Origin of the sequence: uncultured Microbacterium sp. (genome assembly GCF_963528945.1) — a bacterium.
In the GTDB taxonomy this organism is placed as follows: domain Bacteria; phylum Actinomycetota; class Actinomycetes; order Actinomycetales; family Microbacteriaceae; genus Microbacterium.
Genome location: NZ_CAURWX010000001.1, coordinates 502,241 through 521,855, shown reverse-complemented (window position 1 = coordinate 521,855; position 19,615 = coordinate 502,241). Strand labels below are relative to the sequence as shown.

The 19,615-nt window shown below is 71.7% G+C and carries 10 protein-coding genes and 1 tRNA gene; 4 read left to right on the top strand and 7 right to left on the bottom strand.

Annotated features, from left to right (window positions below; all coding sequences use genetic code 11):
• The first annotated feature begins 40 nt into the window (after nucleotides 1-40).
• Nucleotides 41-1,252: an aminotransferase class I/II-fold pyridoxal phosphate-dependent enzyme gene (locus RWS82_RS02315; RefSeq protein ID WP_314646460.1), complete on the top strand. Its 1,212-nt coding sequence runs from the start codon at nucleotides 41-43 to the stop codon at nucleotides 1,250-1,252.
• Nucleotides 1,253-1,271: 19 nt separating this feature from the next.
• Here RWS82_RS02315 and RWS82_RS02310 read toward each other — a convergent pair whose 3' ends face one another.
• Nucleotides 1,272-2,075 carry a carbon-nitrogen hydrolase family protein gene (locus tag RWS82_RS02310; protein WP_314646458.1) on the bottom strand — a complete coding sequence of 268 codons (804 nt, stop codon included), beginning with the start codon at nucleotides 2,073-2,075 and terminating at the stop codon, nucleotides 1,272-1,274.
• A gap of 80 nt (nucleotides 2,076-2,155) precedes the next feature.
• Here RWS82_RS02310 and RWS82_RS02305 point away from each other — a divergent pair.
• A tRNA-Met gene (locus tag RWS82_RS02305) sits at nucleotides 2,156-2,229 on the top strand.
• A gap of 171 nt (nucleotides 2,230-2,400) precedes the next feature.
• Here RWS82_RS02305 and RWS82_RS02300 read toward each other — a convergent pair.
• Both RWS82_RS02300 and RWS82_RS02295 read right to left on the bottom strand, forming a co-directional pair.
• On the bottom strand, nucleotides 2,401-5,304 hold the full coding sequence (locus tag RWS82_RS02300; RefSeq protein ID WP_314646455.1) for a UPF0182 family protein: 2,904 nt from the start codon (nucleotides 5,302-5,304) through the stop codon (nucleotides 2,401-2,403).
• A 57-nt stretch (nucleotides 5,305-5,361) separates the two neighbouring features.
• Entirely contained in the window at nucleotides 5,362-6,447 is a 1,086-nt protein-coding gene (locus RWS82_RS02295; protein ID WP_314646453.1) for a S16 family serine protease, read from the bottom strand.
• Nucleotides 6,448-6,565: 118 nt separating this feature from the next.
• On the opposite strand from RWS82_RS02295, the gene RWS82_RS02290 reads away from it, so the two are divergent.
• Entirely contained in the window at nucleotides 6,566-8,038 is a 1,473-nt protein-coding gene (locus RWS82_RS02290; RefSeq protein WP_314646451.1) for a zinc-dependent metalloprotease, read from the top strand.
• A gap of 799 nt (nucleotides 8,039-8,837) precedes the next feature.
• Here RWS82_RS02290 and RWS82_RS02285 read toward each other — a convergent pair.
• Both RWS82_RS02285 and nudC read right to left on the bottom strand, forming a co-directional pair.
• The gene (locus RWS82_RS02285) at nucleotides 8,838-10,565 is read right to left on the bottom strand and encodes an ATP-dependent helicase (protein WP_314646449.1); all 1,728 of its coding nucleotides are present in this window, start codon (nucleotides 10,563-10,565) and stop codon (nucleotides 8,838-8,840) included.
• Nucleotides 10,562-11,440 carry an NAD(+) diphosphatase gene (gene nudC, locus RWS82_RS02280; protein WP_314646448.1) on the bottom strand — a complete coding sequence of 293 codons (879 nt, stop codon included), beginning with the start codon at nucleotides 11,438-11,440 and terminating at the stop codon, nucleotides 10,562-10,564. Before nudC ends, RWS82_RS02285 begins: the two co-directional genes overlap by 4 nt.
• Before the next feature lie 67 nt (nucleotides 11,441-11,507).
• Between nudC and RWS82_RS02275 the strand changes: the two genes are divergently transcribed.
• Nucleotides 11,508-12,818, top strand: a complete 1,311-nt coding sequence (locus RWS82_RS02275; RefSeq protein WP_314646446.1) for a phosphotransferase — start codon at nucleotides 11,508-11,510, stop codon at nucleotides 12,816-12,818.
• Here RWS82_RS02275 and RWS82_RS02270 read toward each other — a convergent pair.
• Both RWS82_RS02270 and RWS82_RS02265 read right to left on the bottom strand, forming a co-directional pair.
• Nucleotides 12,764-16,282, bottom strand: coding sequence for an ATP-dependent DNA helicase (locus tag RWS82_RS02270; RefSeq protein ID WP_314646445.1), 3,519 nt, complete (start codon nucleotides 16,280-16,282; stop codon nucleotides 12,764-12,766). The genes RWS82_RS02275 and RWS82_RS02270 overlap by 55 nt on opposite strands.
• Nucleotides 16,279-19,500, bottom strand: coding sequence for an ATP-dependent DNA helicase (locus RWS82_RS02265; protein WP_314646442.1), 3,222 nt, complete (start codon nucleotides 19,498-19,500; stop codon nucleotides 16,279-16,281). Before RWS82_RS02265 ends, RWS82_RS02270 begins: the two co-directional genes overlap by 4 nt.
• Nucleotides 19,501-19,615: the final 115 nt, after the last annotated feature.

The following is a 19,615-nucleotide window of genomic DNA, read 5'->3' as shown; positions in this document are numbered from 1 at the left end:
GGCCGAGGTGAGTTTCGTCTATGGCCTTAGCCTGGTGTCCATGAGTGTGATTCCCGGCGCATGGCGGCGCACGGCGGCGGGCGCTGGCCTGCTCGCGACGAACGGGGCCGTCGCGCCCACCATCTTCGCAGAGATGTCGGCGCTCGCGGCGACCACGGGCGCGATCAATCTGGGTCAGGGCTTCCCCGACGAGGACGGTCCCGCCGAGGTCCTCGACGCCGCACGTCGAGCGATCGCTGACGGTCTGAACCAGTACCCGCCCGGCCGTGGCACCCCCGATCTCCGCCTCGCCATCGCCGAGCATCAGAAGCGGTTCTACGGACTCGACGTCGATGCAGACACGGAGGTGCTCGTGACGGTCGGCGCGACCGAGGCCCTGGCGGCCACGCTCCTCGCCCTCATCGACGGTCCCGACGACGAGGTCGTCGTTTTCGAGCCCTACTACGACTCCTACGCGGCCGCGGTGTCGCTCGCGGGCGGAACGCTGCGCACGGTGCCGCTGCGCGCGCCCGACTTCCAGCCCGACCTCGACCGCCTCGCCGATGCGGTGACCGATCGCACCCGCCTGATCCTCGTGAACGATCCGCACAACCCCACCGGCGCCGTCTTCGGACGGGACGTGCTCGACGAGATCGTGCGGCTCGCCGAGCTCCACGATGCGGTGATCGTGACCGACGAGGTGTACGAGCACCTCTCGTTCCATGCCCCTCACGTGCCGATCGCCACGCTGCCGGGTGCCTCCGAGCGCACGCTCACGATCTCGTCGGCGGGCAAGACGTTCTCGGCCACCGGATGGAAGATCGGGTGGATCCACGGGCCTGCCGCCCTCATCACCGCGGTCATCACGGTGAAGCAGTTCCTCACGTACGTCGGCGGCTCACCCTTCCAGCCCGCGATCGCGGCGGGACTTCGGCTCCCTGACGCGTTCTTCGCGGATGCCGCGGCAGCACTCGCCCGGAAGCACGAGCTGCTCGGGGCCGGCCTGGAGGCTGCGGGATTCCGGGTGTTCGCCCCGCAGGGCGGGTACTTCACGATCGCGGACGCCACGGGTGTCGGCGGTGCGGACGGCGCCGCCTTCTGCCGCACCCTGCCGACACGCGCCGGAGTCGGGGCGATCCCGATGGCGGCGTTCCTCTCCCCTGCGCACCGAGCCGATCCGGAGTACGCCGGCATCGTGCGGTTCGCGGCCTGCAAGCGCGTCGAGGTCCTGGAGGAGGCGGTGCGGCGACTCTCGGTGCTGCAGGACTACTGAGGGACGAGCTACCGGACGATCAGCGCGGGACGACCGCGTAGCGACGCATCCGCAGCGAGGGGTTCGTCTCCCGCACTCGGTCGACGGTGGCGCGCTCGACCGAGGTGACCGCGATGCCCTCGCCGGAACCCACCTGCGTTGTCACCACTCCCTGAGGGTCGACGACCTGCGACAGCCCGACCCCGATCGGACCCGGGTGGTCGGCCGCCACCACGTACACCGTGTTCTCGATCGCACGCGCGGCGAGCAGGGTGTTCCAGTGGTGCTCCTTGAGCGGGCCGCGCACCCACTCCGCGGGCACGACCAGCACGTCGGCGCCCGCGTCGACCAGGGTGCGTGCGACCTCGGGGAAGCGCAGGTCGTAACAGGTCATCAACCCGAAGCGCACCCCCGCCAGGTCGAAGACCGACGCCTCCCCCACCGCGCCCGCCTCGACCCAGTCGGATTCGGTCTGACCGAACGCGTCGTACAGGTGCTGCTTGCGGTAGACGGCGAGGATGCCGTCGCCGCGCACGGCGACGAGCGTGTTCCGCACGCGTCGCCCGTCCTCCGCCGGCTCGACCAGACCGGCGACGATCACGACGGCGTGCTCGGCCGCCAGAGCGGTCAACGCCTGCACGAACGGCCCGTCGAGCGCCTCCGCGTTCGCCGCGAGGGTCTCGTCCATGGGATTCACGAAGTAGCTGGAGTACTCGGGGAGCACGACCAGACGCGCTCCCCGCCCCGCGGCCTCGGCGACGAGTTCGGCGATGCGCTCGATGTTGCCGCCGCGGGAGTCGGTCGGGGCGAACTGGCAGACGGCGACGGCGGTACGCGAGGACATGCCCTCATCCTCGCGCATCGCCGGCGGTCCCGCCCTCGATTCGCGCCCGGTCGAAACCCGTGTTAGGCTATAACTCGTGCCGCGGGGTGGAGCAGTTCGGTAGCTCGCCGGGCTCATAACCCGGAGGTCGCAGGTTCAAATCCTGTCCCCGCAACAAGAGAAAGGCCCCTGATCTGGAGAAATCCGGTCAGGGGCCTTTCGCATACCCGGGCGGTGGACTGCTGCGGATGCCGCCGGCCCGGTTCGACGGCGCCCGACGCAGCCCTGGAAACGACGGATGCCGCACCCCCGAGGGGATGCGGCATCCGGGAGAACGCGGGAGCGGTTACTCGCCCTCGCCGCCCTCCATGTCGATCAGCTTCTGCACGGCCTCGGTGAGGCGCTTGTCGGCCTCGGCGAACGTCTCGAGGTCGCCCGCCTTGAGCGCCGCGTCACGGTCGAGCAGCGCCTGTCGAGCGTCGGCGAGCGCCGTCGCCTCCTCGCCCGACGGTGTCGTCGGCGCCGTGTCCGGCACCTCGCCCGTGTCGGGATCGGGCTCCGACGGTTCCACCTCGTCGTCGCCACCCGTGGCACCGGAGTCTCCACCGAACAGGGCGTCGAGCGCCTCTGTGAGCGTGTTCTCGAACGCGACCCGGTCGCCGAAGGCGACGAGCACCTTCTGCAGGCGAGGCAGCTGCGTGCCCTCCGAGGACTGCACGTACACCGGCTGCACGTAGAGCAGACCGCCACCCACCGGCAGGGTGAGCAGGTTTCCGTAGATGACCTCCGACTCGCCCTGCTGCAGCAGGTTCAGCTGCGGCACCACCGCGGTGTCGGAGTTGTAGGTGTTCTGCACCTGTCCAGGACCGGGCACCGTCGTGTCGTCGTTGATCTCGAGCATCCGCAGCTGGCCGTAGCCCTCCGCCTTCACGCCGTCTTCCGATCCGGCGTCCGAATCGACGGCGAGGTATCCCATGAGCACGTCTCGAGTGCTGCCGGCCCCCTGCGAGGCCGGGATGAACGTCGAGAACATCGAGAACCGCGGGCCGTCCTGGCCGGGCATCTGCATCGTCAGGTAGTACGGCGGCTGCAGCATCGACTCGCTGCGCGGATCGTTCGGCGTCTGCCACCGGTTGTCCTGCTGCGCGAACGACCCTGCGGTGTCGATGTGGTAGATGCCGAGCACATCGCGCTGCACCTTGAACAGATCGGTCGGGTATCGCACGTGGCTCATGAGGTCGCCCGACATCTCGCTGATCGGCTTGACCGTCGACGGGTAGACCTTCTGCCAGGTCTGGAGGATCGGGTCCTCGTCGTCCCAGGCGTACAGCGTCACGGTGCCGTCGTAGGCGTCGACCGTGGCCTTCACCGAGTTGCGGATGTAGTTGATCTCGTCGATCGCCAGGTTCGGCGCGCGCGTGTTGGAGTCGGCGATGGCGTCGGAGAGGCTGACGCTCGTCGAGTACGGGTACGTCGAGCTCGTCGTGTACCCGTCGACGATCCACACCACGCGGCCGTCGACCACGCTGGGGTACGGGTCGCTGTCGAGCTCGAGGTACGGCGCGACCTTCTGCACGCGCGTCTTCGGGTCGCGGTCGTAGAGGATCTGCGAGTCGCCGTTCACGAGGTTCGAGAAGAGGATCTGCTCGGACTGGAACTTCAGCGCGTAGAGCAGCTTGGTGAACGTGTCCCCGATCTTCGGTCCGCCGTCGCCGTCGAAGGTCGTCTTCGTCTCGCTGGAACCGTCCTTGCCGCGCGGGTAGTCGATCTCGACCGGGTCGCTCCCCTCGGGGGCGCCGACGATCGAGTACTCGGGCGAGTTCTCACCGAAGTAGATGCGGGGCTCGAAGTTCTCGCCCTCGGTGAGGAAGCCCGAGGTCGGGATGCCGCGCTCGAGGAACACCGGCTCGCCGTCGGTCGTGCGCTGGTTTCCGGCCGCGGCGACGAGGCCGTAACCGTGCGTGTAGACCGCGACGCGGTTGTTCCAGTTGTCACCCTCGCCGAGCTTGGTGATGTCGAGGTCGCGGATCGCGACCACCGTGTCCTGCACCTGTCCGTCGACCTCGTAGCGGTCGACGTCGAGGGTCTCCTCGAACTGGTAGTACGCGCGGTACTGCTCGAGCTGACGGACCGTGGGGCTGATGACCTTCGGGTCCATGATGCGGATCGAGGCGGTCGTCTCGGCGTCCTCCCGCAGCTGACCGGCCTCGGGGTCGGTCTCGGCCTCGAACGTCGTGGTCTCGAGGTTCGCGACGCCGTAGGCCTCCTTCGTGCCGTCGATGTTCCGCTGGTAGTACTCCGCCTGGTAGGCGTTCTGGTTCGGTCGCACCTGGAAGGTGGTGACCACCCACGGGTATCCGACGCCCACCACGAGCGACGCGACGAGCAGCAGGGCCGTGGCGGCGAGCGGGAAGCGCCAACGGCCGATGACCGCCGTGACGAAGAAGAGGATCGCGACGAGAACCGAGATGATGGCCAGGATGCCGAGGCCGGGGATCGTGGCGTTGACGCCGGTGTACGCGGCACCCGTGATGCGGTCGTCGGGGGTCGTGAGCGTCTTGAAGCGGTCGAGCCAGAGGCTGGCCGCCTGGACGAGCAGGTAGAGCCCCGCGATCACTGCGAGCTGGATGCGCGCGGGCTTCGAGATGCGGAGCTCGCCCTGGCCGATGCGCACCGAACCGTACAGGTACGACACGAGCGCCGTGATGAGGAGCGAGAGCAGGAGGACCGCCGAGATGAAGGCGAGCGCGATCGAGTAGAACGGCATCGCGAACAGGTAGAAGCCCGTGTCGACGCCGAACTGGGGGTCGACGTCGCTCGTCGCGACACCGTTGGCCCACAGCCAGACGGTGCGCCACTGACTCGCCGCCGAGAAGCCGGCGAAGAGGCCGAAGAAGATCGGCATGCCCCACATCGCCAGGCGGCGCAGCGGCTCGATGACCTCCTGGTACCGGTCGAGCTGCGAGCTCAGCCGCACGTAGACCGGCCGCAGACGGTACGCCAGCTGGATGACCACGAACAGCGGGACGGCCATGCCGAGGAATCCGACGAGGAACATCACGACGGTGGCGACCCACTGGGTGGTCAGCACCTCGGTGAAGCCCACCTGGTCGAACCAGAGGAATTCGGTGTACAGCGAGGCGAACACGAAGAACGCCGCGATCAGGGCGGCGATGATCGCCAGCGAGATGCCGAAGATGCGCCGGGATGTTCGGGGAGTGGCCGGATTCTGAGCGGAGGTCGTGGTCACCCCTCCATCCTAGGTGCGCCTCACTGGACGGCGCCCGTGATCGCGATCACGGGCCGATCACGACGCGGTGCAGGCCGGGAGAGAGGCGACGTCACCGCCCTCGGCGATCACCGAGAGCGCGTCGAGCGACTCCTCGAGCGTGCTCGTGCGGATCACCTGCAGGCCGTCGGGGATGTGGCCGACGACCTCGTCGCAGTTCGCCGCCGGGGCGAGGAAATACTCCGCTCCGGCATCCCTCGCGCCGTAGAGCTTCTGACGGATGCCGCCGATCGGACCGACCGTCCCCTCGGCGTCGATGGTGCCGGTGCCGGCCACGTTCTCGCCGCCGTTGAGTTCTCCGGGCGTGAGCTGGTCGACGATGCCGAGGGCGAACATCATGCCGGCGCTCGGGCCGCCCACGTTGTCGAGCTGGATGGTCACATCGATGGGGAAGTCGTAATCGGTGCGCAGCGTGATCCCGATGAGCCAGGTCGTCGTGCCGCCCTCGGTGTGCTTCTCCGGCGTGATCGAGAGCTGCTGCTCAGCGCCCGCCCGACGCACGGTGAGGTCGATCTCGTCGCCCTCCGCCTCCTGGATCCGCTCGCGCAGCTGCGTCGCCGAGGTGACGGCCTCGCCGTCGATCGCGGTGATGACGTCGTCGGACTCGAGGACCCCGGCGGCAGGGGTGTCGTCGACCGCCTCGACCACGACGACCTCGGCGCCGGTGTCGTAGCCCAGCTCACCGAGCGCGGCCGCCGTCGCCTCGTGCTGGGAGTCGACCATGAGGGTGGCGTTGCGTTCGTCGCGCTGCTCGGTCGTCACCCCTTCGGGGAAGACCGACTCGATCGGCACGACGGCGCGGGATCGATCGGTCCAGGCGAGGCCGAGCTCGAACCAGCTCGGGGTGCGGTCGCGGTTGCCGACGACCTGCACGGTGGTGAGGTCGAGCGTTCCCCCGGTCTCGTACGTCTCGGCGCCCTCGATGCTGATGAGGGGCACCTGCTGGTCGTCCGGCCCCGCGGCGGTGCCGAGCGTGTCGTAGACCGGTCCCGGCCGCTGGATGACGTACGGCGTGGGGAGGAAGGTGAGCACGACGAGGGCGACGAGCGCCACCACCAGGGCCCAGACTCCCAGTCCGAGCCGCGCAGGGCGGATCCGTTCCACAGCATTCCTCCGTCGTTCGCGAGCGGCGTACAGCGATCCGCCCGCTCCGGGGTCGCTCGCATGAACCTGTGACTAGCGTAGATGGCACGGCTACACGCGCGCTGAGAGGGCGGACGACATGGCAGACAACGAACCCGGTCCCGAGGACTTCCAGGAGTTCCTGCGGCGGATGATGTCCGGCCAGGGCGGCGACATCGATCCCGAAGCCCTGCGCGGCGCCTTCGAGGGCATGGACGGTCTCGCGATCGATCCCGCGATGATGCAGAGGATCATGTCGCAGCTGCAGGGCGCGTTCGGCGGCGACCCGTGGGACAACGCCCTGCGTCAGGCCCTTCATATCGCGAACCGCGACGGCCAGGCCATCGGCGACGGCTCGCGGTCCTCGCTGGTCGACGCCTTCGGGCTCGCCGCACTCTGGCTGGGCGAGGCGACCACGATCTCCGACCTCGCCGAGCCGCCGGTCGCCATGACCCGGGGCGAGTGGGTCGAGAAGACGCTCCCGGTGTGGAAGGAGATCGCCGGGCCGGTGTCGACGAGCATCGCCGACGCCCTCACCTCTGCTCTCGACACGCAGGTGCCCGACGACATGCGCAGCGTCGTGCAGGGCGCCGGCAAGCTCATGCGCGGCCTGGGCGGCTCGGTGTTCGCGGCTCAGTTCGGCCAGGTGCTCGGCAACCTCTCGCTCGAAGTCGTCTCGGGCGGCGATGTCGGCATCCCCGTGCTGCCCGCCGGAACCGCCGCGGTGATCCCGCAGAACCTCGCCGCGTTCGGCGACGGACTGGAGATCCCCGAGGATCAGGTCGCGCTCTACCTCGCGGCCCGCGAACTGGCCTACGCCCGCCTGTACCGCCACGCGAAGTGGCTGCACCTGCACGTCATGGCGCAGATCACCGACTTCGCGCGCGGAGTCACGGTCGACGTCGACGCTCTCGAAGACGTCGCCAGCCGCCTCGACCCCTCGAACCCCGAGGAGCTGCGGTCGGCGATCGAGGGCGGCGCATTGCTGCCCACCCAGACCGAGGCGCAGCGCGAGGCGCTGGCGCGCCTCGAGAACCTCATCGCGACGGTCGACGGCTGGGTCGATGTCGTCACGGCCCAGGCGACCTCGCGACTGCCCGACGGTGCGCGCATCGCCGAGGCCGCCCGGCGTCGGCGCGCGGTGGGCGGTCCCGCCGAGGATGCCCTCGGAGCCCTGGTCGGCCTCAAGCTGCGCCCGCGCCGTCTCCGCGAGGCGGCCGCGATGTGGCAGGCGGTGACGGATGCGGTGGGCATCGCCGACCGCGACGCCCTGTGGGACTATCCGGACCTCATGCCCACAGCCGACGACATCGACGATCCGAGCGCGCTCGTCGCGCGTCTGCAGGCGGCCGCACGCGGTGAGCAGCCGGTGGCGGACGAGTTCGACGAGGCACTCGCCCGCCTTCTCGACGGTGACGACTTCTCGTCGGGCACCGCGGGCGACACCGAGCCGGATGCCGGCGCGGAGGCGGCGGACGGTGCAGGCGACGACGCGGCGGACGATTCTGGCGCGGCGCCCGACGAGGACGACCGCGGCGAGGATCCGCGGCCCGAAGGCGACCGTCCCGTCTGAGTCGCCCGGTCCTCCTCCCCCGCGGGCGGACGGCGCTGAGTTGTCCACCGATCCCCGATCCGCGCCCCCGGCACCCCGGCGCGTCCGCAGAATCGAGGGATGCCTCCGCTGACCCCGCTCGTCCTCACCCGCCTCGCCCCCGGACAACCGATGCTGCTGCGCGACGAGCGCACCGTGCAGTTCGGTCTGGAGGGCGGACTGCGGGTGGGCATCGAGGCCGAGTGGGTGGAGCCGTTCCTCACCCGCCTCCGCGCCGGCTTCCGACGCGGAGGGATCGATGTGGTCGCGCACGGCGTGGGAGCCCCGCGGGAGTCGGCACGTCGTCTCGTGGCCTTCCTCGAACCGCTCCTCATCGACGACGCTCCCCCGCGTCTCCGCGCCTGGGTCGACGCCGATGGCATCCGCGACCCCCGCTGCGGCTACCGGCTGCGAGAAGCGCTCGCCGACGAGGCGGTTCCCCGCGGGGAGCGGGAGCGCCCCGATGACGTCGCCGTCGTCGTGCTCGCCGGGGCCGCGGCGGCCGTGCAGCTCGCCCCGTACCTGCGCGACGACGTGCCGCACCTCCCGATCGCGATCGACCGCCGACGCGCCACCGTCGGCCCCCTGATCCTGCCGGGACGCACGCCGTGTCTGGCGTGCCGTGACGGTCACATGCGCGACCGTGACCCGGCCTGGCCGCGCCTGCATGCGCAGATGGTGGGACGCGACCCTGGACCCGTGCCGGCCGCGCTGATCGCGGGCGCCGGGGCGGCGGCCGCCACCCTCCTGGCCCCCGTCGGCGACGACGCGGGCCGGGTGATCACACTCGGGTCTGACGGTTCGCGCGCGACGACCGCGGTGCGATTTCACGAAGAATGCCGGTGCCGCGAGCCGTCGTCCCGATCTCTGCCAGGAACCGTGACGGGGCACGTTCCCCCCGCCCCGCCGACCGCGACCAGCTCAGCGACAGCGTCCGTGCGGCGCGCGTGACGCCGACGTAGGCGAGGCGGCGCTCCTCGTCGATCGCCTCGAACCCAGTCGCGTACGAGATCGGCAGCGCACCCTCCGCCCAACCGGCGAGGTGCACGTGGGGCCATTCCAGACCCTTCGCGGCGTGCAGCGTCGACAGGGTCACGGTCCGCAGCGTCGGCTCGTGCTGGTCCTTCGCTCGGGCCATCAGCGCGTCGCTGAACGACCGCAGGTTCTCGCCCGGGTCGGCCTCCTCGGCGAGTCGCAGAATGGCGCGGCGCGCCTCCCAGCCGTCGCGCTGCGCTCCCCCCGCTGCCGGGGGTTCCTCGGTCAGCCCGAGTTCCCGCAGCACACGTCGCACCGAGACGAGGAAGTCGTGCTCGACCGGGGCGACGGCCGCCGCGCGCAGCGCGAGGATCGCCTGACGCACCTCCGGCATCGAGAAGAAGCGCGTTCCGCCGAGCACGGTCGTGGCGATCCCTGCGGCGGCGAGGGCCTGCTGGATGAGCGCGGATTGCGCGTGCGCGCGGTACAGGACGGCGATCTCCGCGGGCGAGACGCCGTCGGAGATCTGTGCGGCGATCGCCGCCGCGATCCCCTCCGCCTCTTCGCGTTCCCCGTCGAAAGCCGTCACGGTCGGGGCATCCGCCTGGAACTGCTCCCGGGCGGGAACCAGTTCGAGGGCGCCGGGGCGTCCGCGCATGAGCGCATTCGCCGCCGCGAGGATGGGAGCCTGGGAGCGGTAGTTGGTCTCGAGCCGCACGACCGTCGCATCGGGATGCCGTCGCTCGAACTCGAGCAGGAAGCGCTGCTCCGCCCCGGCGAACGAGTAGATGGTCTGGCTGGCGTCGCCGACGACGCAGATGTCGTGGCGGTCGCCGAGCCACAGCTCGAGCAGACGGTTCTGCAGCGGCGACACATCCTGGTACTCGTCGACCGTGAAGTGACGGTACTGCTCGTGCACCGACGCGGCGACCCGGGGCTCGGCCTCGAGCATGCCCGCGCACGCCAGCAGCACGTCCTCGAAGTCGAGCTGGTGCCGTTCGTCCTTCAGCGCCTCGTACCCGCGCTGGAGCTCGGCGAACTGCGTGGCGTCGACGCCGGTCACCGGCCGCCCGAGCGCGGCGTGCTCGTCGATCGAAAGCATCGACACCTTGCGCCACTCGATCTCCGAGGCGATGTCGCGCAGGGTCGCCGTGCTCGGACGCAGCCGCAGCGCATCGGCTGCCTGACCGAGCAGCCGCACCTTGTTGTCGATGATGCTCGGCGCCGGAGCCCCCGCGAGGGTCGGCCAGAAGAAGTTCAGCTGGGCGAGCGCCGCCGCGTGGAACGTGCGTGCCGCGACGCCCTCGACGCCGAGCGCCCGCAGCCGGCCGCGCAACTCCCCCGCCGCCTTCGCGGTGAAGGTGACCGCCATCACCCGCGACGGCGAGTACGCTCCCGTGTCGACGCCGTGGGCGATGCGATGCGTGATGACCCGCGTCTTGCCGGTGCCGGCGCCGGCGAGCACGGCGACGGGACCGCGCAGCACCGTGGCCGCCTGCCGCTGTCTTTCATCGAGTGCGTCGAGCGCACTCATCGGCCGCCCTCGTACCACTCGGTGATGAGCGCGCGGGCGATGGAGGCGGGGCTGGGGAGACCGACGGGGCCGTCTCCGGCGAGCGCGCTCCCGATCTCGTCACGGGTGAACCACCGCACGTCGACGATCTCCTCGCCGTCGGGCCGCGCGGCGTGCTCGTCGTCGACGACGGCCCGGAAACCGACCATGAGCGACCGGGGGAACGGCCAGGCCTGCGAGCCGACGAAACGCAGCTCCCGCAGACGCACGCCCGACTCCTCTTCGAGTTCGCGGTGCACCGTCGACTCGAGCGACTCCCCCGCCTCGACGAACCCGGCGAAGCACGAGAACATGCGGCCGCCCCACGTGGCGTTCGCCCCGAGGAGCAGGCGGTCGCCGTCGCGGCTCTCGACGGCCACGATCACCGCGGGGTCGGTGCGCGGGAAGTGCTGGCGTCCGCAGACGAGGCAGCGCCGCGACCATCCCGCTTGGTGAAGCTCGGTGCCGCCCCCGCAGGCCGGGCAGAACGGCGCGTCGCGCAGCCACGCGGCGAGAGCGAGCGCCTCGATGAGCAGCTCCGTCTCGAACGCGTCGAGCCGTGCCCCGAGATCGCGCAGTCCGAGCCAGGTCTCGTCGGGGGCGGCGTCGATCGCGGCATCCTCCGGCGGCAGGGCGGCGAGCAGGAGGGGCGTCCCGTCGAGGTCGCGCCCGAGGAGGGCCCAGGTCGCGTCTGTCGCCTCGTGCGGCGACGTGCGACGCAGGGCGGAGCCGTCGAGACGCACGCGTCCCTGGCGCACCACGATCGTGCGGGTCGAGGGCTCGGCGCGCAACCGGTCGATCGTCGACGGGTCTTCCCGCAGCTCGGCGGCACGGTCCAGCACGGCGTGCGGCAACATGATCGACTCCCTCTCTCACGGGCGTGGCGAGGGCGTGAGCGCCCCGGAGCCGACCTACCCTGGGGGGATGGGACGCTCACCTTTCACTCTAGCCGCGGCGGTGACGGCGGCACTTGCGGGTGCGGAGGTCACGGGAACGCGCGTGCTCACCGCCGACGGCGATGCGCGGTTCGATTCGGCGGTCGCCACGCTGGCCGACGGTCGCGAACTCGCGATCCGCGTCGCCGACGACGACGATGCCGCCCGGGAGATCGCCGCCGAGGCGATCGCGTTGCGATCGCTCACCACGGGAGCGCGTGCCCTGCTGCCTTTCCGTGCGCCCGAGTACATCGGTGAGACCCGCGTCGGCGACGGCCGGGCGCTCGTCACCGAGCTGCTGCCCGGATTCCAGATCGAGGCCGCGCACATCCCGCCCGGGCGTGGTGCCGCGGTGTCGATCGGCACTGCTCTCGCCGCCCTCCATCAGCTCCCCGCCTCCGTGGTCCGCAGCGCGGGCCTGCTGGCGCGCACTGCGGCGGAGAGCCGCGCCGACGTCGAACGCCTCGTCGACGAGGCCGCCGCGACCGGCCGCGTTCCCGCCCGCCTCACCGTGCGGTGGCGCGAGGCGGTGGCCGATGACGACCTGTGGCGGTTCGAGTCGACCACGACGCTCGGCGGCGCTCAGGCGACCTCCTTCCTCTTCGAGGACGACCCCCAGCGCGGCCCGGAGGTCGTCGGGGTACTGGGGTGGCACGGACTCGCCGTCGGCGACCCCGCGGTGGATCTGGCCTGGCTCTCGGCGGCACCGGATGCCTCGGCCGACGTCTACGCCGCCTACGGGGCGGCCCTCGAGCGCTCCCCCGACCCCGCACTCGAGGTACGGGCGCGCCTGCTCGCCGAGCTCGAGTTCGCGCGGTGGCTGGTGCACGGCGACTCCCTGCGTCGTGCGGACATCGTCGACGACGCCGCGGCTCTGCTCGACGCGCTCGCCGAGAACCTCCGGTCCGAGGATCTCGCGGTCGTCGCCGCACGAACGGAGGGGGTCGACTCCGCCCTCGACGCGCTCGACCGTGTGCCCGTCGATCACGACGTGCACGTCGACACCTCCATGCAGACCGATGCCTACAACCCCGATCAGCTCTGGTCGGAGGGCGAGACCGCGACCGGCGACATCGTCTCCGGAACCGCAGCAGGCAACGATGCGGCCGCCGCGCACCGTGCCGCGATGGGAGACGTCCCGACGGAGGATCTCTCTGACGTGCGGGCGGCGTTCGCCGACGACTCGGACTCCGGTGACCGGCCCCACGGTGAACCGGCCGACGACGACGATCAGGACGACGAAGCTCAGCGGGCTGCGCGGGCCGCGCTCCAGCGCTGGAGAAGTTCGGCCTCGGAGTAGACGTGCGAATCGCGGATGACGAGGTCGTCGGCGACGTAGTACAGCGCGACGTCGATCTCGTCGAGCGGAACACCGAAACGTCGGTGGTACGCGAGCCGATAGAGCGCCAGCTGCAGCATCCGCTCGTCTTTCTCGGAGGCGGTGCGAGGCGCGCGTCCCGTCTTCCAGTCGACGATCTCGATCCGTCCCCCGCGGTCCTGGCGCCGGTAGACCGCGTCGAGCTTGCAGATGATGATGTTCGACTCGGGCGAGGCGGCACCGACCGCCCGACCTGACCGTTCCTGCTCCCCCGGCAGCGCGTCGCTCTCGGCCCCCAGGGCGAAATCGATCTCGATCTCCACCGCGATCGGGCGCAGCGCGCCCCACTCGCTGCGTTCGAAGGTGCTCTGCAGCGCGGCGAGGTCGACGGCATCCGCCGCGTCTCCCGCGGTGGCGGACGCGGCATCGCTCATCGCCTCGTCCTCATCGAGTTCCCAGAGCGCCTCCTCCGGCCTCGTCCCGGTGCCGACGAGTGCCGAGCGCTGCTCCACCCAGGCGTGGAACAGGGTGCCCAGCCGGGTCTGCCGGTACGGGCGCTCGGGCATCGGCCGCACGATCGACGCGACCGTGCCGGCGTAGTCGGTCACGTAGTCCTTGAAGCGCGACGCAGGAACGCGGGTCGGGGGGTCGGCGTCGATGCCCCGCAGGCGCGCGGCGCGCTCGGCCAGCAGTCGTTCGAGCTCCGGACTCGGCTGCAGCGCCTCGCCGCGAGTGCCGGCGGCCCGTACTGCGGCCGCAGCGTCCTCCACCGCGCGGCGCCGGGAGCCGAGGGGGTCCAGCGGCCATACCATCGTGGCGCCCGGGCCGTCGTAGGGGTTCTCGTCCGGGTCGACGGGATCGATCGGATCCCGTCCGAGCACCTCCATCGCCTCGGCGAGGAAGGGGCTCGGCGTGCGCGGAGCTTTCTGCCCCGCCCAGTGGGCGCCCGTGAGGAGCAGGTCGGTGCGGGCGCGGGTGATCGCGACGTAGGCGAGCCGTCGCTCCTCCTGCTGCTGGTAGGCGCGGTAGGCGTCCTTGAAGCGACGGAGCGCTCCGCCGTGCGGGTTGGCCTTCGTGATGCCTCCGGAGAGCGACGACTGGGCCAGCGCCTGACGCTTCTTCGGGTCGGCCTCGTCGCCGATCGCCGCTGCGGGATCCCAGTCGAAGCGCGGGAGGGCATCCCGGTCGCCGCGCAGGGCGAACGGGACGACCCCGAAACCGAACCAGCCCGACGTGTCGGAGACGCGTCCGGGCAGCTCGTCGACGACCAGCCGCACGACGGCGACCGCGTCCCACTCGAGCCCCTTCGACCCGTGGATCGTGAGCAACTGCACCACGCCGGGCTCGGGCGGTTCCGGCCGGGGCATGAGTTCGTCGGTGCGCTCCGCTTTCTCGAGCCACGCCAACAGGCTGCCGATCGTGCCGCGGTCGTCCGCGGCGAGGAACGCGCGCACTTCGTCGGAGAACGCGCGCAGCTGCGTCGCCGCGATGCGGGCCGGCCCGCGCGTCTCGTTCGACGCCAGCTCGATGTCGAGCCGCAATTCGAGCTCGATCAGCCGCAGCAGTTCGAGGAGCGGCTGCGACGACGCCCGACGGAGCCGCTCCAGCATCTCGCCCGCCGCGCGAATACGCGTCCGCCCCTCGGGCGTGATGCGTTCGAGCAGCCGGTAATCGTCGCGGACCGCGCGCACCACGTCGACGGCGTCGATGATCGACACCGCTTCGTCTGCGCCGCGCGATGACCGCAGCCGCACCCGCACCTCCTCAGGCAGGGGCATCATCCCGGTGTCGCGCTCCGCGAGCGCGCGGCCGAGGTCGTAGAGGGCCGCCATGTCGGCGACGCCGACGGCGAAGCGCGGACCGGTGAGCAGGCGGATGAGCGCGGACCCGGCGGTCGGATCGTGCACCACCCGCAGCGTGGAGACGACGTCGACCACCTCCGGCGTCGCCAGCAGACCCCCGAGTCCGAGGATGCGGTGGGGAACGCCGCGCGCGGCCAGGGCCGCTGCGAAGGTCTGCATGTGACGCTTGGACCGGAAGAGGATCGCACCCGTGTGCGGCCGCCCCGCGGAGGCACCGTCGTGCGCGGCCCGCCGTTCGACGAACCAGTCGGCCACCGCCTCGGCCTCCTCGTCGACCGTGAGTGGGAATCGCACATCGACCGCGCCGTCGCCGGAGCCGGGCCGCGGCTCGAGGGGCGGCACGTCGAGACCGGGGCGTTGCAGGGGTTCGAGCACGCGGTTCGCGACGTCGAGGATGCGCCGGTCGTTGCGCCAGCTGGTCATGAGGCTGAACGTCTGCGCAGCCTCGGACCGGGCGAAGGCACCGGAGAAGGCGTAGAGGTTGTCGGCACTCGCCCCGCGCCACCCGTAGATCGACTGGTGGGGGTCGCCGACGGCCATGACCGGTGCATCGTGGAACAGGGCGGCGAGGAATCGCGTCTGGATGACGGACGTGTCCTGGTACTCGTCGAGGAGCACGACACGGTGCTGTTCGCGCAGTTCCGCGCGCACGTCGGGTGCGGCCTCGACGATGTCGAACGCGCCTCCGACCTGGTCGGCGAAGTCGAGCACTCCGCGGCGGTGCTTCTCGGCGATGTACTCGCGCACGAGGCGCAGGAGCGTCGGGAGGGCGAGGAGGTTGGCCGCCGCCTTCTCGACATCGGCGTTGCCGCGATACGGCTCGAACGAGTCGGCCGTCTGCCGCGCGATACGCTCGGCCGCCCCGAGATCGACGCGATGGTCGAGCACGTCGCCGGCGAGCCGCTGCACCGCGTCGATCACGGTGCCGACGGCGTAATCGATGTCTTCGAGCTCGGGGAGGTCGGCGGCGAGCACCACATCGCGTGCCAGCATCCACGATGCGGCCTGGCTCAGCATCGCCACATCGGCGTCGCGGCCGATGCGAGCCGCGTGCTCGCGCACGATGCCGTCGGCGAAGGCGTTGTAGGTCGACACCCGCGGGCGGATCAGCAGGTCTTCGGCGGAGCGCGCGGCCGAGACGTCGGCGGTCGTCCCGTACGAGACGGCGAGCTCGTCGAGCACCTGGGAACGGACGAGTTCGCGCTGGCGGCCCGGTGCGGCGGCGTCGACACGGGCGAGTCCGCCCGACCGCACGATCTCGGGGAGATGCGGCAGCAGCCCGCGGCGGCCGTACTCGTCGATCACGGCGAGCCGATGGGAGATGCGCTCGGCCAGCTCTCCCGCGGCTTTGCGGGTGAAGGTCAGCCCGAGGATCTCGTCGCGGCGCACGTGGCCGTTGGCCACCAGCCACACCACGCGGCCCGACATCGTCTCGGTCTTGCCGCTCCCGGCGCCCGCCACCACCAGCGCCGGCGACGGTGCGGCTTCGATCACCCGCTGCTGCGCGGGCGTCGGCGACGGCTGTCCGAGCGCCGCCGCGACATCGGTCGCCGAGATGCCCAAGCCGCCCTGCCATGCGCTCACGCGCTCACCGCCGGCACGGTGTGGATGCGGCAGGGGTGCAGTCGGCGCTGCGTGTCGGCGCAGTGCGACTCGACCTGCGCCGTGAAGCTCGAGGCCGACATTCCCCGCGCCGCCTCGCCCACGCGCCGCAGGAAGGCGACCCGCTCGTCATCGCCCAGCGTGTGCTGATGAGCCACCCGGTAGTCGCTCTTCGCCAGGGTCTTCGACACGATGACCAGGCGGGCACCGCCGAGCGAGCGCGCACCGGCCCCGTCGACCAGCCCCTCCTGCACGGCCACCTGGTACGCGGCCAGCTGAGCATGGGCGGCGACGGCGGGGTCGGATTCCGGGTCGCTCTTGCCGGTCTTGAGGTCGACGACGACGGTGCGTTCGCCGTCGTCGGGAACGGACATCCCCGTCCAACCGCGCCCGCGCGCGGCCGGGTGCTCCCCCGCCTCGGGGGGATACGCCTCGATCCGATCGATCGAGCCGCTGACGATCGCCCGCGGCACTCCGATGGCATCGTCGGGGAGACGCACGGTCGGGACCGCCTGATCGTCGTCCGGTAGCGCGACCGCGAACTGGAACCTCGTCTCGCTTCCCAGAACGCGCCCGCCGTCGCGGCGCACCTCGCCGAGGTAGGCGTGCAGCCGCTCGACGTACAGGTCGGCACGACGACGTTCCTTGCGACCGATCCACGCGGTCTCGAAGTCCAGTTCCGGCCAGTGCTCGTCGACCACCCTCCGCATGCCCTCCAGGTCGCCGTCGGGGTGACGCTCCATCGCCTCGTGGATGATCGTGCCGATGCCCGCTGAGGGGGGAACGATCGTGTCTCCACCGAACGAGGACACCGCCCAGTTGAGGCCGCACTCCTCGAAGGCTTCGAGGCGCGAGGGCGACACGCGCGCACCCTCTTCCGCCAGGTCTCGCACGGGCTCGAGCGTGCTCACCGGGGCGACGCCGTACCAGTCGTCCGGGTCGGCTCCGGGAACGCCCTCGCGGGCCAGCACGGCGAGCTGCGCGGCCGCCTCCGCGCGCGCGGCGACCGAGGTCGTGGTCGTCAACACGCGACGGTGCCGCGCGACCAGACCGCGCAGAGTCAGCGGATGTTCGGCCGACGCGTGCGCCTCGGGGGCGGTGGGCGGCGGCAGGAACCCGAAGAACGGGCTCGGGCCCAGATCGTCGTCGTCGACGGCGGTCACGAGCAGACGCCGCCGGGCGCGGGAGACGGCGCGCACGAAGAGTCGCAGCTCGTCGTGCAGGGCGGCGCGACGACGGTCGAGCACACCGGGGACGTCGGCGTCCACGCCGGCGCGACGGGCGTGCACGACCGTCGAGAGCCGCCAGGTCTGCAGCAGTCCGCCGCGCAGCCGCAGGTTCGGCCACACCCCATCCTGCAGACCGGCGACCACCACCGCGTCGAACTCGGTGCCGAGGGCGGTCGCCGGCGTGAGGAGCGTCACACGCCCCGGCCGGTCGGGGGTGGAGAGCGAGTCTTCCGGCACCTCGCTGTCGAGGATGTCGCGGACGAAGGCCTCGGGCCGCAGGTGCGGAGACCGCTCGACGAAACGCTTGGCGGCGTCGAACAGCGAGACGAGCGCGTCGAGGGCTCGGGCGGTCTCCGCTCCGGTGGGCTGCAGAGCGATCTCGCGCCAGGCGATCAGCAGACGTCGGCCGTCGACGGCACGCGCCTGCTCCCAGACGCGCCAGAGCAGGTCGTGGATCGTCTCGCCGTCGGCGGCCGCCGCACCGACCTGTGCGAGGGTGTCAGCGAAACGGCGCGCGGTGCGCGACTCGGGCGCGTCGATCAGGGTGAAGTGCTCGGGGGCCGCCATGGCTTGCCTGAGCAGCTCCCGAGCCGGAGTGGAACCGCCCTGCTCGAGCTCGAGATGGCGGAGGCGGGCGCGGAGCCGCCGCAGACCGATCGCGTCCATCCCTCCGAACGGCGTGCGCAGCGCCTCCTCCAGGTCGGCGGGCGTGCGCTCCTCGACCGGCGTGAGCGCGAGGCGCACGATGCCGACGATGTCGCGCACGATGCCCTCGCTCCCCAGCGGACGCTGCACACCGGCGGCCCGCGTCGGGATCTCGCGCGCCGCGAGCTCGGCCTCGAGCAGCGACACCTGTCGGGTGTCGTGGGCGATGACCGCCATGCGGTCCCACGGAACGTCGTCGACGAGGTGCCACGCGCGCATGACGCCGGCGATGCGGTCGAACTCCTCGTGGGGCGACGGGGCGAGGAAGGTCGTGATCGCCTCGTCGACCTCGTCGGCGGTCGCCGCCACCGGTGCCCGCCGATGATCGACCCTGCCCGAGGCGCCGATCGCCTGGGTCGCCGTGCGGGTGAGCGCGGCGAGAGCGGGGTGCTGGCGGTGTGCGCCGTCGAGCACGTGCACCTCGCCGAGCAGCCCGGCCACCTCGGCGAACAGCTCGGGACTGGCACCGCGGAACGCCCCGGACGAGATGTCGGGGTCGCCGAACGCCAGGACGGCGATGCCGCGTGCCCGCAGCGCGCGGACCACTCCGACACCGCCGCGGGTGAGCTCCTGCGCGTCGTCGATCAGGACGACACGGAGCGGCGCGAGGGGTCCCAGTGTGGACGGCTCCGCCCGACGCAGCACGGCGGCCGCCTCGCTGAGCAGGTCGGCGGCATCACGGTGCGCCGACCGGAGCGCATCGAGCACCTCGCGGTACTCGCGCAGGAACTCCGCGGCGGCGGCCCAGACGGGCTCGCCCGCGTCGCGCAGTTCGGCGGCGGTCGCACCGAGCTCGGTGCATTCCGCGAGGAAGGCGCGCAACTCGGACCGGAAGCCCCGTGACGCGCGGACCGACGCACTCAGGGCATCGGGCCACGTCACGCGATCGTCTTCGGCGTCGCCGTCGAGAAGGTCGGCGATGATGCGGTCCTGGTCGGCGCCGGTCAGCAGCGCCGGCGGGTCCTCCCCCGCCTGGACCATCGCCCCGCGCACGATCTGGAAGGCGAACGAGCCCAGCGAGCGCGCGAGCGGCCCGGGGGTGGCCTCGCGCACGCGCACGCCGATGCGGTCGCGCAGCGCGGTGGCCGCCTGACGACTGGGCGTGAGGACCAGAACCTCCTCCGGCCGGAGCGCCGCGGCATCAAGCAGGTGCGCGACGCGCTCGATCAACGTGCGCGTCTTACCGGTTCCCGGTGCCCCGATGATCACGCCGGATGCCGTCGCGGAGGCCTGGATCACGGCTCGTTGCGCGGCATCGGGTGTCATGCCTCCACGCTATCCCGCGCCACCGACACCGCCCCGCGCGGCGCCCGCCAACGCCCGCGCGGAGACCTCCCGCGCCGGCGTGTGCGCTGCTGGCGAAACCGCCCTGCGCGGCCGA